Annotated in this window: 17 protein-coding genes; 11 read left to right on the top strand and 6 right to left on the bottom strand. The window is 29.9% G+C overall.

The features are described from left to right. The first annotated feature begins 19 nt into the window (after window positions 1–19). Both CLV91_RS13735 and CLV91_RS13730 read left to right on the top strand, forming a co-directional pair. Window positions 20–1549 (top strand): alpha-L-fucosidase, encoded by a 1530-nt coding sequence (locus CLV91_RS13735; RefSeq protein WP_121068794.1) that lies wholly within the window; start codon window positions 20–22, stop codon window positions 1547–1549. A 109-nt stretch (window positions 1550–1658) separates the two neighbouring features. Next, window positions 1659–2528, top strand: a complete 870-nt coding sequence (locus CLV91_RS13730) for a family 16 glycosylhydrolase (RefSeq protein WP_121068793.1) — start codon at window positions 1659–1661, stop codon at window positions 2526–2528. A 149-nt stretch (window positions 2529–2677) separates the two neighbouring features. Here CLV91_RS13730 and CLV91_RS13725 read toward each other — a convergent pair whose 3' ends face one another. Genes CLV91_RS13725 through CLV91_RS13715 form a run of 3 tightly spaced genes read right to left on the bottom strand, consistent with a single transcriptional unit; the run spans window position 2678 to window position 3560 of the window. Further along, entirely contained in the window at window positions 2678–2857 is a 180-nt protein-coding gene (locus CLV91_RS13725) for a hypothetical protein (protein ID WP_121068792.1), read from the bottom strand. Window positions 2858–2901: 44 nt separating this feature from the next. Further along, the gene (locus tag CLV91_RS13720) at window positions 2902–3063 is read right to left on the bottom strand and encodes a DUF1328 family protein (RefSeq protein ID WP_121068791.1); all 162 of its coding nucleotides are present in this window, start codon (window positions 3061–3063) and stop codon (window positions 2902–2904) included. A gap of 47 nt (window positions 3064–3110) precedes the next feature. Continuing rightward, window positions 3111–3560, bottom strand: a complete 450-nt coding sequence (locus CLV91_RS13715) for a ferritin-like domain-containing protein (RefSeq protein ID WP_121068790.1) — start codon at window positions 3558–3560, stop codon at window positions 3111–3113. Window positions 3561–4025: 465 nt separating this feature from the next. Here CLV91_RS13715 and CLV91_RS13710 point away from each other — a divergent pair, with 465 nt between their 5' ends. From CLV91_RS13710 to CLV91_RS13695, 4 genes are all read left to right on the top strand, one after another. Next, on the top strand, window positions 4026–4535 hold the full coding sequence (locus tag CLV91_RS13710; RefSeq protein ID WP_121068789.1) for a Dps family protein: 510 nt from the start codon (window positions 4026–4028) through the stop codon (window positions 4533–4535). Window positions 4536–4587: 52 nt separating this feature from the next. Next, window positions 4588–5469, top strand: a complete 882-nt coding sequence (locus tag CLV91_RS13705) for a mechanosensitive ion channel family protein (RefSeq protein ID WP_121068788.1) — start codon at window positions 4588–4590, stop codon at window positions 5467–5469. 40 nt (window positions 5470–5509) lie between these two features. Continuing rightward, window positions 5510–5959 carry a hypothetical protein gene (locus CLV91_RS13700; protein WP_121068787.1) on the top strand — a complete coding sequence of 150 codons (450 nt, stop codon included), beginning with the start codon at window positions 5510–5512 and terminating at the stop codon, window positions 5957–5959. Window positions 5960–6109: 150 nt separating this feature from the next. After that, window positions 6110–7138: a helix-turn-helix transcriptional regulator gene (locus CLV91_RS13695; RefSeq protein WP_121068786.1), complete on the top strand. Its 1029-nt coding sequence runs from the start codon at window positions 6110–6112 to the stop codon at window positions 7136–7138. Window positions 7139–7208: 70 nt separating this feature from the next. On the opposite strand, the gene CLV91_RS13690 is transcribed toward CLV91_RS13695, so the two are convergent. Genes CLV91_RS13690 through CLV91_RS13680 form a run of 3 tightly spaced genes read right to left on the bottom strand, consistent with a single transcriptional unit; the run spans window position 7209 to window position 8090 of the window. After that, the gene (locus CLV91_RS13690; protein WP_121068785.1) at window positions 7209–7409 is read right to left on the bottom strand and encodes a hypothetical protein; all 201 of its coding nucleotides are present in this window, start codon (window positions 7407–7409) and stop codon (window positions 7209–7211) included. A gap of 1 nt (window position 7410) precedes the next feature. After that, window positions 7411–7758: a hypothetical protein gene (locus CLV91_RS13685; protein WP_121068784.1), complete on the bottom strand. Its 348-nt coding sequence runs from the start codon at window positions 7756–7758 to the stop codon at window positions 7411–7413. Continuing rightward, window positions 7758–8090: a YtxH domain-containing protein gene (locus tag CLV91_RS13680; protein ID WP_121068783.1), complete on the bottom strand. Its 333-nt coding sequence runs from the start codon at window positions 8088–8090 to the stop codon at window positions 7758–7760. The genes CLV91_RS13685 and CLV91_RS13680 overlap by 1 nt, the downstream gene beginning before the upstream one ends. Window positions 8091–8320: 230 nt before the next feature. Here CLV91_RS13680 and CLV91_RS13675 point away from each other — a divergent pair, with 230 nt between their 5' ends. The 5 genes from CLV91_RS13675 to CLV91_RS13655 all read left to right on the top strand — a co-directional run bounded on the left by CLV91_RS13675 (window position 8321) and on the right by CLV91_RS13655 (window position 13595). Next, window positions 8321–8698 carry a hypothetical protein gene (locus tag CLV91_RS13675; protein ID WP_121068782.1) on the top strand — a complete coding sequence of 126 codons (378 nt, stop codon included), beginning with the start codon at window positions 8321–8323 and terminating at the stop codon, window positions 8696–8698. Window positions 8699–8848: 150 nt separating this feature from the next. After that, window positions 8849–9655 (top strand): MbnP family protein, encoded by an 807-nt coding sequence (locus tag CLV91_RS13670; RefSeq protein ID WP_121068781.1) that lies wholly within the window; start codon window positions 8849–8851, stop codon window positions 9653–9655. 53 nt (window positions 9656–9708) lie between these two features. Then, a complete protein-coding gene (locus tag CLV91_RS13665; RefSeq protein ID WP_121068780.1) occupies window positions 9709–10746 on the top strand; it encodes a cytochrome-c peroxidase in 1038 nt (345 codons plus the stop codon). Further along, complete coding sequence (locus CLV91_RS13660) at window positions 10706–11713, top strand: transporter (protein ID WP_245987193.1); 1008 nt, start codon at window positions 10706–10708, stop codon at window positions 11711–11713. Before CLV91_RS13665 ends, CLV91_RS13660 begins: the two co-directional genes overlap by 41 nt. Before the next feature lie 265 nt (window positions 11714–11978). Beyond that, window positions 11979–13595, top strand: coding sequence for a sodium:solute symporter (locus CLV91_RS13655; protein ID WP_121068779.1), 1617 nt, complete (start codon window positions 11979–11981; stop codon window positions 13593–13595). Window positions 13596–13624: the final 29 nt, after the last annotated feature.

Below are 13624 nucleotides of genomic sequence, written 5' to 3'. Positions count from 1 at the left end.
ATAACAAAAAGAGTTAATCATGAAGTTTATTAAAATAGTACCAATTTTTATACTGTTAGTTTCTTTAGTGGCATGCAAACAGAATGAGAAAATAACAGAAATAGAAGATGTTGAATTCAAATATGAACCAATACAGGAATCCCTAAAACAGCATAAAGCAGCACCCGAATGGTTCGCAGATGCCAAATTAGGAATGTATTTCCATTGGGGTCCCTATAGCGTACCGGCCTACGGTAGTGCATGGTATCCTCATAATATGTACAAGGATAAAGGTAAAGTTCGTGAGCATCATGAAAAAACATATGGTAGTATTCATGAGTTTGGCTATGAAGATTTTATTCCAATGTTTAAAGCGGAGCAATTTGATCCAGAAGATTGGGCTGAATTATTTAAAAATACGGGAGCAAAATTTGCAGGACCAGTGGCGCAGCATCATGACGGATTTGCAATGTGGGATAGCGAAGTAAACCCGTGGAATGCTGCAGATATGGGACCAAAACGTGATATTTTAGGGGATATCTTTAAGTCTTTAGAAAAAAGAGGTTTAAAAACTATTGCAACATTTCATCATGCTCGTAACGGGCAACGTAATGCAGATAAGCCCAAATTATGGAAAACAGCATATAACAGCCATTATGTATACCATCCAGACCTACCAACATCAACTACAGACCCAAAATTGAGAAAGTTATTTGGGAATTTTGAAACTATTGAAGAATTCAATCAATATTGGTTAGATCAAGTCACTGAAGTTGTAGACAAATACAACCCAGACATTTTATGGTATGATTCCTGGTTAAATTTAATTCCTGAGGATAAAAAGCTAGAAATGGTTGCGCATCATTTTAATAATGGAATTAAGCATAATAAAGAAGTAATGACTGCTCATAAGCAAGAAGATTTGCCATTAGAGTATAGTGTTTTAGACTATGAGCAAGGTGGGCGTAGAGACTCTTGGCCAACACCATGGATGACAGATATTACACTTGGTAAAAGTAGATGGATGTATGTTGAAGGACACCCATATAAAACAGCAGATTTGGTTATTAGAAACATGATTGATGTTTGGAGCAAAAATGGTGTGGTACTTTTAAATGTATCTCCAAGAGCAGACGGTGTTATAAATGATGAACAACGATCTGTTTTAAAAGAAATAGGTGATTGGATGAAAATACATGGAGAAGCTGTTTATGGTACTAGACCTCATATTATTTTTGGATACGGAACTACTAGTGCAGGTGACGGGCATCATGGAGGGCAATCTGCAACTGTAAATTATTCGGCTAGTGATGTGCGTTTTACAGTGGCAAAAGATAAAAAAGCTATGTATGTGTTCTTTTTAGGTAAACCTGAGGCTGGAAAACGTATTTCAATGAGAGCAATAGGAGGGTATCATCGTAATATTCCGCCATCACCAATTAAAAACATTACGCTGTTAGGTTCTAATGTAAAGGTTGATTGGGAATTAACATCTGGAGATTTCTTTTTAACAATGCCAGATGTAGAAATGAATGAATTAGCTACTGTTTTTAAATTTGAACTAGAATAAAAACTACACATTTAACTAGTAAAACACATTTGTTCTTCTATGAGGAACATTTGTTGTTTGATATTCTATAGCGAATAAATATTTTTATACTAATTAAAAATAGTTTATCATGAAATTAAATAAAGGTTGCGTTGTGTTAGTGGTATTGTTAGTTGTTAATATGACTTTTGCTCAAAATTCACCTTATTTTTTAGAAGGACAAGACCCAACAGATGGCGGTAAATGGAAATTAGTAAAGAAAATGTCTGATGAGTTTAATGGAAATAAGGTAGATGAAAGTAAGTGGCAAATCTCTGGTCAAGGTTGGATAGGGAGAGCTCCAGGGCTATTTCAAGCTGAAAACTTAAAGGTTGAAAATGGCAAACTTCAAATTACAACTAAAAAACTAACAGAGCCAATTATCAAAAAAGGAAAAAAATTTACCCATGGAGGTGGTTATGTAGGTTCATGGCAAGGAATGACTTATGGGTATTACGAGTGTAAAATGAAAGCTAATAAAACATTTATGTCATCTACATTTTGGTTAATCAATGAAGGAAGAGGGATTAAAGGGTGTGATAAAAGAACAACCGAATTAGATATTCAGGAATGTGTTGGTGAAATTGTAAGTGATGCTAAATGGATGATAGACTTTGATCAAAAAATGAATTCAAATACACATAGTAGAAACATACCAGAAGGATGTAATTTTGAAAAAGGATCTAATAAGAGTAGTGGACAAATAGGAGGGAAAGTATATGATGATTTTCATGTATATGGTGTTTGGTGGAAAAACAAAGATGAAGTATTATTCTTTTTAGATGGAAAATTAGTTAATAAGGTAAAGCCACCAGCAGATTATAATATTCCTATGCATTTAAGAATGGTTGTTGAAACTTATAATTGGAATCCGGTACCAGCTGATGGCGGAATGAATTATTCAGAGGAAGATAGAACTACAAGTTATGATTGGGTGCGTTCATGGAAATATGTTAAATAGATAAAAAAATAATAGATAAAGAAAGGTTGCCTATTTTGATAGTATTTCACCAAGTGTGTAAAAATTTAAAATTAATCAAAAAAATTATCGAAGGTTGTAACCCTCGATAATTTTTATTTACACACTTTATGTGATAGTGTCTATTATAATTAATTTTCATCTGTAGCATCATCAATTTCGTCTTCTATTTCTTCTACTCCTTCTTCAATATCATCTGCAACTTCTTCAATTCCATCTTCAATTTTTTCAGCTTTTGTTTTTTCTCTGCAACTAGATGCTGCAAGGATTATAACAAAAGTTACTAGTAATGCATATGCTGTTTTTTTCATTCTAATTTTTTTATATTAATAAATGCGATTAAAACTAAGTGTTGTTATACTTTTCTTCTTCCTGTTATTAGTGAAATAATAAAGAGAACAATAAAAATGAAAAATAAAACTTTAGCAATACTTGCTGCTCCTGCTGCAATTCCTCCAAATCCAAAGACCCCTGCAATAATTGCTAATAGTATAAAAGTAACTGTCCATCGTAACATAATTTATATTTTTTTAAGGTTAATAATTTATTTGTAGGTTTTTTATTTTAAGCTAAATCTTCTAGAGTTTTAATATTTGTAATCCCAATTTCAATAGCCTTTTTTTGCTTTCCTAAAACATGTGCTGTACTAGGTGGTAAGGTTGTTTCATTAAGAACCTCCGTATATTCTTTAACAGCTGCTTTTTCTCCTCTAATAGCTTCTTCTAAAATAGCTTCTTCATTGTCTGTTGCAAATAAAGTTTTTATATCTATCCAAGTTCTGTGTGCTTTTGCTGTCATACTATCTCCTGTTTCTATTTCTTGACCGTATGCTTTTATTTCCGTTTTAAGCTCTTGTCCAAAATTGTATCGTTCTTTAGTTTTGCGGTCAAAATATCCTTTTAAAAAAGCATTGTTTGTTTTTTCTGCTGCTTTTTTAAATCCTTTTTCAGCATCATATGTCTTTTCTAAAAGATTGTTCAATTTGTTTCCAATAGCTTCTCTGTAAGTATTCATGTTTTATGGTGTTTAAATGAACAATGATTTTGTTTAAAGATGCTCATTGCTTTACATCATAATTTCGTTTTTAAAACATTCTTTAAATTGTATTTTCTATTTAATAAGAAGAATGCAATTACATTTTGTATGTGTGTAATGTTTTATTTTTTTAGGTAGTAAAAATCTTATTTCATTTTAACTACACTCCAAAATTACAGACTATGTTTCTCTTGTCTTTGTTCATATGCAGTAATTCTTAACTCATATAAAAAAACCTTATTTTCCTAAATAAAATATAGGGTTGTATGTTTTTGCTAATAGTTACTATATAAGGTTAAGGAGTTAAAAAACCATTGTTTGAAGGCATATGTGTTAAGATATATTTTATATGAGCAAAGGTTTAAGTTATGCTAATTATAACTTTGTAGAGTAAAGGAAAAAGATATGAAAGTCATATCTGAAATGAATTAAAAGACAAATAAAATGAGTTATTTAAAATTAGACGAAAATAAATTAGAGCCTGTAGTGGATGAGTTAAATTTACTATTAGCAAATTATAATGTATACTATCAAAAACTAAGAAGTTTTCACTGGAATATTTTGGGAGAAAATTTCTTTGTTTTACATGATAAGTTTGAGGAATTATATACGGATGCTAGAATTAAAATTGATGAAATAGCTGAACGCATTTTAACATTAAGATACCATCCTGTAAGCGATTTTAGTTCGTATTTAAAAATGGGTAAAATAAAAGAAGAATCTGCTTTATTAACAGACAAGCAAATGATAGGGAGTATTTTGGATGATCACGGTCTTTTATTAGAACAAATGAGAGTAATTGTTTCTAAGGCAAATTCTGCAGGCGATGAAGGTACAATAGATATTATTGGAGGGTACATAAGAGAATTAGAAAAAACAAGTTGGATGCTTAATGCATGGAAAAAAGATACCCGTGAGCAGTTAAAAACCAATAAAATGGAAAGAGTTTCGTAACGATTATTTTTTTTTATTGAACATTGGATTTATAAATAAAAAAATATAAAAAATGAAACAAAATATAGAAGCATCTTTTTTAGAAATAATTGATAAACTTAAAGGGTGGCTAGGCGCTTTTATAGAAAATCTGCCAAATTTAGTGGTAGCTATTATTGTCATGGTTATATCCTTTTATATTTCTAGAAAAGTAAGTAAATGGATCACCAAATTAGCATCAAAAAAAATTCCCCAAGAAAGTATAACAAAACTTATTGGAAGAATATCTGCAACAGTAGTTGTTTTAATAGGATTATTTTTAGCATTAGGCGCTTTAGATTTGAGTAAAACCTTAAATACATTACTAGCTGGTGCGGGTATTTCTGGTTTAGTAATTGGTCTTGCATTGCAGGGTACATTGTCTAATTTGTTGTCGGGTGTTATTTTATCATTTCGAAAAAAAATACAGATAGGAAATTGGGTAAAAACAACGGGCTATGAAGGGGAAGTTGTAGATATTAGTTTAAATAGTTTTATTCTTAAAGAAGCAGATAATAGTATGGTTATTATCCCTAATAAAACAATAATAGAAAATCCTTTAAAAAATTACTCTCTAACCAAGACTATGCGTATTACTGTAGAGTGTGGTGTTGGGTATGAGTCCAATTTAGAAGAGGTAGAAAAAATCACAAAAAAAGCTATTGAAGGAGTTTATCACCAGAATGATGGAACAGAAGTTGAATTTTATTATATGAGTTTTGCAGATAGTTCTATAAATTTTAAATGTCGTTTTTGGGTAGATTCTAAAGATGCAAAAAATAGATTGGAAGCAAAAAGTGTTGCAATTATGGCCATAAAGAAAGCTTTTAATACTAATAATATAAACATTCCATTCCCAATTAGAACGTTAGAATTTAATAATACACTTGGTGTAAATTCACTAACAAAACAATAGTAGCTTTACCATAATTAATAATTTAAATAAAGAATAAAAAATGAGAAATATAAAAATAATAACAAGTTTAATGTTTGCTTTTTTGGTAACACAATTAAGTGCACAGATGACTCCTAAAGAAACAATGAACTCAGTGACAATTAATACCTTCAATTATATTAAAGACGGTGTTAAAAGACCATATACAGTTAAAGTTCAGGCAAGTAGAATGTATAATACAAGTTTAAAAAAAGAAAAAGATTATATTAATAAAAGTGTAAGGGTATCTAAATTAATAACAGTTAAAAATGATTTTGAACCTATGCATAGTAGAATATTATCTTTAAAATATAATAAACAAATTATAGATGATTTTGAATTGATTACTAATGAACATGGATTTACCATTACAGTACAAGGAAATAAAATACAATATATTATTGGTAAAGGAATTACTACAATAGATAATACTAATGAAGATTTTTTTATAATTGATGAGTACGATATCTAGAGCCAAATATTATAATTTACATAAAAAAGCCTCTATTTTTTAGAGGTTTTTTTATGTTTAAATGTTTATTTATTAATTATTCTTTTAAAAAAGAATAATTTTCTCATTAAAAGAATTAAATTGGTTTCTAATATTAACCAATAAAATATTTTGATAGAAATAGTAATAGATGCTAAGAGTGTAGAAGGTACAGTAAGGCAAATTAGGTCTGTAATTGGAGGAACTATAGAAGAGCAATGGGGAGAGTACACCTTAACTACTAATAGCAAACTTGCAAATGGTACTATTCGTTTTATCACTTTTGATTGGGGGGTTTCTCTTTTAGAATACGATATTACTTTTTTTGATGATATTTGCCTTGTTATGGATTCTTCAGAATACAATCCAATACATTTTACCTATTGTTTAGAAGGAGATTGTGGCCATCGTTTTGGGTATCAGCCAGAAGATGATATAAGAAAATTAGAGCAATTTCAATCGGTAATAATTACTAGCAAAGAAGGAGGATACAATTACGGTTATTTTCCAAAGGATAAAAAGCTAGCTATTAATGTTATTCAAATTAAAAGAAAACTTTTTTTAAAGAAAAGGCTTAATAATGTAGAAGAACTTAATAGAAAATTATACGAGGTTTTTTTAGATACAGATCATGATAATTCTTTTAGTTATTTTGGGACTTATAATTTAAAGCTTGCAGATAAAATAGGTGCTTTAAGAAAGATAAAAACTAAGGGTATTATTCGTATGATGAATATAGAAGGTATGGTTTACGAAATTTTATCTATGCATATTTTACAGCATGATAAGGCTATAAAGAATAAAAAACCAGCTACAAACCTTTTACGATCAGAACTGAAAATAATAAGAAGATTAGCTAAAAAAATTATAAGAAATCCATCTAAGGAATATACTTTAGATAGTTTAGCATTAGAATCTGGTTTGTCACAAGCAAAATTGCAAGAAGGTTTTAAAATCCTGTATAAGAGAACGGTTACAGAATATATAAGACATATTCGTTTAGAGGCTGCTAGAGATTACATAAGAACTACGGAAATGAATATTTCGCAAATAGTTTATACTATTGGCTTTAGTAGTAGAAGTTATTTCTCAAAAATATTTAAAAATAAGTATGGTATAAGCCCTAGTGAATTTCAAAACAACACCCTTCAAATAGGGTAGAAAATAGTTAAAAAAAATGGTGTATTCCCCACGAATACACCATTTTTTAAATCACCAACCAACTAAAATTTCATTTAATTATTTTTTTAATTAGATATAAAAAACCATATTTTTTTGCAACAGATAAAGTAGTATTTATCCAATTATATGGTTGTAAGTCTTGCTGAACATCTTGCTTAATTCCTTTAATTTCTTCTAAAGCAATTTGGCGTTCTAATTTAAGACGTTTTAAATCTAGACTTATAGATTTGAATGTTGTGTATGATTTCATTTTAATCAAAAAATTGTTTTTTTAATTTGGTAATAACTAGTTTGTTAATTTTTTCTCTAAACCTATATATAATAGTGCATATAATTAAAAGGCTTAATGCTATAATTATGCATGCATAAATCATATTACCAATAAGGTTGCCTAATGCTAATGTTCCTGCAACAATTAATAATGTAATGGATAAAAAAGCAAGACTTCCTATAATTGCTATTTTACAAAAAAGAGCAGTTGTTGTAGCAAGTTGCTGAAAAACTTTAAGGGTATAATACTCTTGTGTTTTTTGCACATATTCCTCACTATAATCAATAGCTTTTTTTGAAGTTTGATTTAAAGAATTGAATACTCCCATTATACTGTTTTCTGTAATTTTTTATTTTTATTTTTTAGAACAGTTAATTTGTTTTCTAAGGCTGTTATAACATCTTCTGTTTTGTAACTCACATCAGAAACAATGTTTTCTACTTTGGTTTCTAAAGTATCAGTATCTGTTGCTATTTTGGTAGACATTTTATCTTTAAAGTCTATCGCATTTTCTTCTAGACTCTTTTTTGTCTCACTTGCCATATCGGCTATATTTTTTCTTGTTACTTCTCCTTTTTCTGGAGCAAATAATATTCCTAATGCAGCTCCAATTGCTGTTCCTGTTATAACTCCAATTATCGTATTTCCTGTATTGCTCATGATAATAAATTTAAAATTTAGAATAATGACTTTCATTATTGCACACTACAAAGGTGTGAATATTATAAAAGTAACCTTAGCTCAAATGATGAAATGTTTAGCTTAAATACTAAAGAGGTATAATTGAAAACAGAATTTGCTAGTTGTATTAATATTAAGATGCCTTTACTAATAAGCACTTTTAACAGTAGTCATTATTTTATTCTAAAAAATAGAATTAATTTTGCAGCATGAAGCAATTTCTTTTTTTAATTGTAACCCTTACCATACTAATAAAGCCATTATGGCCATTAGTAGAGTATTGCGTTAATTACGATTATATAAAGAATGAGTTATGTGAGAATAAGGCTAAACCAATGCTAAATTGCGATGGAAAATGTTATTTAGCAAAGCAATTAGCAAAAGAATCTAAGGGAGAAGAAGATAACCCTTTTAAAAAGAACACTTCTAATACAGAGATAAAACAAGTTGTCTTTATAGAAGATTTATTAAAAATAAAATTAGAGCATCTTTTTGGCTCTGAAAAAGAAAAAAAAATAGTTTCAAATAGGACTTTAGTATCTACACTTTTTACGAAGGATATCTCACATCCACCAGAATTATCTTAATATAAAACTAAAACTATATATGTGTAAAAACCTTTACACGTAATGGTTAGTTTATCAAAAATTATTTCTTAAAGTTAATTTATTAAGAGCGTAACCACATAAAATAATGGTGGCTATGCTAATATTCTGTAGTTTAAAATATTCAAAAAAATGAAAAAGTATATAGTACCAGTTTTAGTGTTATTAAGTTTAGTTTCTGTCTCATGTTCTAGCGATGATGACGGAATGAGTGAAGAAAAATTAGAAGGCACGGGAGAAGTTTCTCTTACGTTTGATAATGGTTTTGGTGGTAATGATTTAGTTTTAAATACAGCTAACACAGCAAATGCAAATGGTGAGGTATTAACTATTTCTCGTTTTAATTATATAGTAAGTAATTTTAGATTAGTTACAAAAGATGGAGAAGAGTTTACTTTTGCAAAAGATAATAGTTACTTCATAATTAATCAAGAAGCAGGAGAAGAAACTGTTGAGTTGCCAGAAATACCTGCAGGAGAATATACTACTGTTAAATTTGGAATTGGAGTGGATCAAGAAAAGTTTCAGCAAGGAGCAGAAGGTCAAGGAGATTTTTTAGCACAAGCAGAGGCTAATAATATGATGTGGTCTTGGCAAGCTGGTTATAAGTTTTTAAATTTTGAAGGAACTTTTACTTCAGAAACAGTTACAGAAGCAGAAAATTTTAAAGTTCATATGGGCAGTCATGGGTCTAGCTTAGATAACTACAAAGAAGTTTCTATAGAATTACCTACAAATATTAAGGTTTCTAATGAAATGGACTCTAACATTCATTTAAAGATAGATGCTAGTAAAATCTTAATTAGCAGTACAAGTAATATCAAATTTTCTGAGCAAGCTGTTATTATGGTAGATGAGGTTAAATCTCCACAAATAGCTGTTAATGTTACTGAAATGTTTACGGTAGATCATGTACATAATGGTAGTGGCCATAACTAGATAAACAAAGCGATAATAGATACGTACTATTTGTTATCGCTTAATTTTTTTATATGAGATTATTTTATCTAGTATATATAGCAATCGTATTAGTTTCATGTTCTGCTCCAAAGGAAGATTACGTTGAAAATAATGAACTTTTAGAATTTTCGGTACCATCTAATTTTCCAGAACCAGTTTATCCCATAGATGCAAACCCACCAACAAAGTTTGGTTTTGAGTTAGGAAAAAAGCTGTTCTATGATGGTAAGTTATCTTCTAACGGATTTATTTCTTGTGGTTTTTGTCATGAGCAAAGAACCGCTTTTACGCATCACGGGCATCAATTTAGTCATGGTGTTGATGATAAAGAAGGAACTAGGAATACACCACCAATACAAAATGCGGCATTTATGCCAGAATTTACCTGGGACGGAGCCACATCACATTTAGACTTGTTTCCAATTATACCAATTACAAATGAGGTAGAAATGGGAGAGACAATGGGTAATGTTCTCTTAAAATTAAATGCAGATGAAGAGTACAATGGAATGTTTGCCGCTGCTTTTGATGATGGAGAAATTAATGCAGAAAATTTTCTAAAAGCACTTTCTCAGTTTATGGTAATGATGGTTTCCGCAGAATCTAAATACGATAAATATAGTAGAGAGGAAGAAGGAGTAGAGTTTACCGCTTTAGAAAAAAAAGGATTAGCAATTTTTGCTCAAAAATGCGCAAGTTGCCATAGTTCAGATTTGTTTACAGACCATAGCTTTAGAAACAATGGTTTACCACCAAATCCTAAATTAAATGATATTGGTAGGGCAGAAGTTAGTGGAGCAGAACAAGATAAGTATAAATTTAAAGTACCAAGTCTTAGAAATGTTGCTCTTACAGCACCTTATATGCATGATGGTAGGTTTGGAACACTAATGAACGTTCTAAACTTTTATGATAGTGGTGTAGTAAACTCTGAAACACTAGACCCAATTTTAAATAATGATGAATTAGGTGTAAAATTAGAAAATGATGAAAAGGAAGCTTTAATAGCATTCTTAAACACTTTAACAGATGAAAATTATATTAATGATGCGCGTTTTGCAGAGTATTAAACTATTTGTAGTAGTTATTTTTTTAGCAAGTACAACCTATAGTTTTGCAAACGATATTCCTTTTAAAAATAACCCAAAACCTTGTTTAAATTACAAACTTGGTTATTATGATTTTTGTGATACTTGCGGTTGTGGAAGTAGTGGTGGTAGTATGGGTTTTGGTACAGGTCTAAATAATAATTTTTTTGGGCTTAGATATATAAGCCAAGAATATAGATCTAGAGATGGTATTTTTGCTGATTCTCCATGGATAACTGAGAATTTTAATACTATCCAAGCATGGGGAAACATTCCAGTATCTAAAAGGGCTACTATAAATGTTATACTTCCTTATCAATTTCATAATAGACAATTTGTAGATAATACAGAACAAACTATAAATGGTTTAGGAGATATTAGTATTTTAGGAATGTATAATTTACTTAAGAAAACTCCTGATAGCATAATATCAATTAAACCAGAACATTATATACAATTAGGAGGTGGGGTAAAAATGCCAACCGGAAAATATGATAGTTCTAATAATACAGGAAGTGTAAATCCTAGTTTTCAATTAGGAAATGGTAGTTGGGACTATATTTTAGCAATTAATTATGGTTTTAATTATAGAAACTGGGGTGTTAGTACATTAATAAACTATACTATAAAAACTGAAAATCCTAAAAAGTATCATTTTGGTAACCAATTTAATTATGGTGTAAACATTTTTAAAAGCTATTATATTTCAGATTTTTCATTAACTCCTATAGTTGGTATTGCTGGTGAAGTATATGAAACTAATAAAGAGTTTAACTTAGAGGTAGCAAATACAAAAGGCGATATTTTCTTAGGAAAGGTAAGTTTAGAAGCTAGTTACAACAAATATTCCTTAGGAATTTTAGGTATGTTGCCAATTTCTCAAAATTTAAATAGTGGACGTGTAGAACTTAAAAATAGAATTTCAGTTTATTTAAATGTGAATTTATAAGTGTTATTTTTAAATATATCTTTGTTAAAGCTTTCTATTTTTTAGAAAGCTTTATTTTTTTTTAAACTTAGTATTAAATACGAAAAGGCTTTCGCTTCGTATTTATTAGCTAATATGTTCTTGTAACAGCCTTTATTCGTTACTATTTGTATTCTTGTTTTAATTAAATCTTCAGTGTTGCTAATTCCTTTAAAACCAAACATATCTACTGTAATTAGATATAAATTACTACATTAAATGGGTTAAATTAAATACAAGTAAAAGAATGACTACAATAATGGAAAATGCAGATTGGTGGGTTTTAGGAACCTATTTTGCTGCATTAATAGGTGTTGCTATTTGGGTAATACTTCAAAAAAATAAAGACACTGCAGATTATTTTTTGGCTGGTAGAAATGTTGGTTGGTTTGTTATTGGTGCATCTATTTTCGCATCTAATATAGGTTCAGAACATGTAGTAGGCTTAGCAGGAACAGGAGCAGAGTCTGGAATGCCAATGGCACATTATGAACTTCATGCATGGATAGTTTTGCTTTTAGGATGGTTGTTTTTGCCATTTTATTTTAGGAGTAATGCATTTACAATGCCCGAGTTTTTAGAAAAAAGATTTGATGCTCGTTCTAGGTGGTTTTTATCTGTTTTTTCTCTCGCAGGTTATGTAATAACTAAAGTATCTGTTACTATTTATGCTGGAGGTATTATTGTTTCCGAACTATTAGGAATTCCTTTTTGGTATGGCGCAATAGGAATTGTTGTTTTTACAGGGGGATATACAGTAATTGGGGGAATGAAAGCTGTAATTTACACAGAAACTTTACAAACAGTAGTTCTTATTTTAGGATCTGTAATTATTACGTATTTAGGATTACAAGAAGTAGGTGGTTGGCAGGTACTTAAAGAAACTGTAGGGCCAAGTCATTTTAATATGTGGAGACCAATAAGCGATCCGGATTTTCCTTGGACAGGAATGTTGTTCGGAGGTACAATAGTTGGTATATGGTATTGGTGTACGGATCAGTATATTGTACAAAGAACACTAGCTGCAAATAATATTAAAATAGGTAGGAGAGGTGCAATTTTTGGAGCATATTTAAAGATTTTGCCAATATTTATTTTCTTAATTCCTGGAATTATAGCTTACGCTTTATCGCAACAAGGAGTATTAAGTTATGAAAAAGCAGATCAGGTATTTCCAGTATTAGTAAAAACCTTATTGCCGGTGGGTTTAAAAGGTCTAGTGGCAGGAGGTTTAATGGCTGCTTTAATGAGTTCATTAGCTTCCGTTTTTAATTCTTGTTCTACCATATTTACCATAGATATTTATAAAAAACTAAAACCTAATACAGATGAAAAAAAATTGTTATCAATAGGAAAAGTAGCAACAAGTATTGTAGTAGTTTTAGGTATTATTTGGATTCCTATAATGGAAAAAATTGGAGGAGGAACCTTGTATCAATATTTACAAAGTGTACAGTCATATATTGCACCACCTATAACAGCAGTTTTTCTGTTAGGAGTTCTTTGGAAAAGAACAAATTCGCAAGCCGCAATAGTTACATTGTTTTCTGGTTTGGTAGTAGCTACTTTACGTATAATGGCAGAAATATACCAGAGTAGTCTTTCGGGTGGGTTGTTAGAATTTGCAACAATAAACTTTGCCCATATGGCTATATTTATGTTTCTACTTTCTATTGTAATTTGCATAGGAGTAAGTTTAGCTACCGATCCCCCAAATTATGCTGCTATCTCTGGACTTTCTTTTGGAACTTTAACTAAGGAAGACAAACGTGTAAATAAAGAGAGTATAACTACAATAGATATAATACTTTCTATAGTTTTAATAGTAATTGTAATAGCAATACTTTCCTATTTTGTTGGGTAATGTAATTAGTAAATTACGAAAAGCTTTTC

Source organism: Maribacter vaceletii, assembly GCF_003634105.1.
Taxonomy (GTDB): domain Bacteria; phylum Bacteroidota; class Bacteroidia; order Flavobacteriales; family Flavobacteriaceae; genus Maribacter_B; species Maribacter_B vaceletii.
This window is presented reverse-complemented; position numbering and strand designations above follow the sequence as displayed.

What these genes read in the sequence shown, in the direction of transcription:
- CLV91_RS13715 (WP_121068790.1), bottom strand. Translation starts at nt 3,560, where the DNA reads ATGAATACTTACAGAGAAGCTATTGGAAACAAATTGAACAATCTTTTA.
- CLV91_RS13655 (WP_121068779.1), top strand. Translation starts at nt 11,979, where the DNA reads ATGACTACAATAATGGAAAATGCAGATTGGTGGGTTTTAGGAACCTAT.
- CLV91_RS13705 (WP_121068788.1), top strand. Translation starts at nt 4,588, where the DNA reads ATGAAACAAAATATAGAAGCATCTTTTTTAGAAATAATTGATAAACTT.
- CLV91_RS13725 (WP_121068792.1), bottom strand. Translation starts at nt 2,857, where the DNA reads ATGAAAAAAACAGCATATGCATTACTAGTAACTTTTGTTATAATCCTT.
- CLV91_RS13675 (WP_121068782.1), top strand. Translation starts at nt 8,321, where the DNA reads ATGAAGCAATTTCTTTTTTTAATTGTAACCCTTACCATACTAATAAAG.
- CLV91_RS13710 (WP_121068789.1), top strand. Translation starts at nt 4,026, where the DNA reads ATGAGTTATTTAAAATTAGACGAAAATAAATTAGAGCCTGTAGTGGAT.
- CLV91_RS13690 (WP_121068785.1), bottom strand. Translation starts at nt 7,409, where the DNA reads ATGAAATCATACACAACATTCAAATCTATAAGTCTAGATTTAAAACGT.
- CLV91_RS13700 (WP_121068787.1), top strand. Translation starts at nt 5,510, where the DNA reads ATGAGAAATATAAAAATAATAACAAGTTTAATGTTTGCTTTTTTGGTA.
- CLV91_RS13735 (WP_121068794.1), top strand. Translation starts at nt 20, where the DNA reads ATGAAGTTTATTAAAATAGTACCAATTTTTATACTGTTAGTTTCTTTA.
- CLV91_RS13670 (WP_121068781.1), top strand. Translation starts at nt 8,849, where the DNA reads ATGAAAAAGTATATAGTACCAGTTTTAGTGTTATTAAGTTTAGTTTCT.
- CLV91_RS13685 (WP_121068784.1), bottom strand. Translation starts at nt 7,758, where the DNA reads ATGGGAGTATTCAATTCTTTAAATCAAACTTCAAAAAAAGCTATTGAT.
- CLV91_RS13665 (WP_121068780.1), top strand. Translation starts at nt 9,709, where the DNA reads ATGAGATTATTTTATCTAGTATATATAGCAATCGTATTAGTTTCATGT.
- CLV91_RS13680 (WP_121068783.1), bottom strand. Translation starts at nt 8,090, where the DNA reads ATGAGCAATACAGGAAATACGATAATTGGAGTTATAACAGGAACAGCA.
- CLV91_RS13720 (WP_121068791.1), bottom strand. Translation starts at nt 3,063, where the DNA reads ATGTTACGATGGACAGTTACTTTTATACTATTAGCAATTATTGCAGGG.
- CLV91_RS13730 (WP_121068793.1), top strand. Translation starts at nt 1,659, where the DNA reads ATGAAATTAAATAAAGGTTGCGTTGTGTTAGTGGTATTGTTAGTTGTT.
- CLV91_RS13660 (WP_245987193.1), top strand. Translation starts at nt 10,706, where the DNA reads ATGAAAATTATATTAATGATGCGCGTTTTGCAGAGTATTAAACTATTT.